This is a genomic window from Neisseria sp. P0021.S007, from assembly GCF_051956855.1.
Genome location: NZ_JBQCXA010000878.1, coordinates 1 through 573, shown reverse-complemented (window position 1 = coordinate 573; position 573 = coordinate 1). Strand labels below are relative to the sequence as shown.

Annotated in this window: 1 protein-coding gene; it reads left to right on the top strand. The window is 44.7% G+C overall.

What is annotated here, in order from left to right; genetic code table 11:
* On the top strand, positions 1-573 hold a 573-nt coding region (locus ACTHUR_RS16485), incomplete at both ends, for a citrate/2-methylcitrate synthase (RefSeq protein WP_440399757.1).

Genomic DNA, 573 nt, shown 5'->3' with positions numbered 1-573 from the left:
GATGTGGTTGATATTCGTGCTTTGACAAAAAATACAGGTCTGTTTTCCTTCGACCCCGGATTCGTGTCAACTGCAAGTTGCGAATCCAAAATCACTTATATTGATGGCGATGAAGGTCTGTTGTATTACCGTGGTTATCCTATCGAGCAGTTGGCCGAAAAATCCGATTACTTGGAAGTTTGCTACCTGTTGATTTACGGCGAACTGCCTACCCCTGAACAGAAAAAAGAATTTGATGCCACAGTCGGTCGCCATACTATGCTGCATGAGCAGCTGACTTGGTTCTTCCGCGGTTTCCGTCGCGATGCGCATCCGATGGCGATGATGGTTGGCGTGGTTGGCGCTTTGTCTGCTTTCTATCAAGACAGCTTGGATATTGCCAATCCTGAACACCGCAAAATTGCGATTTACCGCTTAATCTCCAAAATCCCGACAATTGCAGCAATGTGTTACCGTTATTCCAACGGTCTGCCGTTCAATTATCCAAAAAATAACCTTTCCTATGCTGAAAACTTCTTACACATGATGTTCGCAACACCATGTGAAGAATACAAACCTAATCCAGTATTGGCT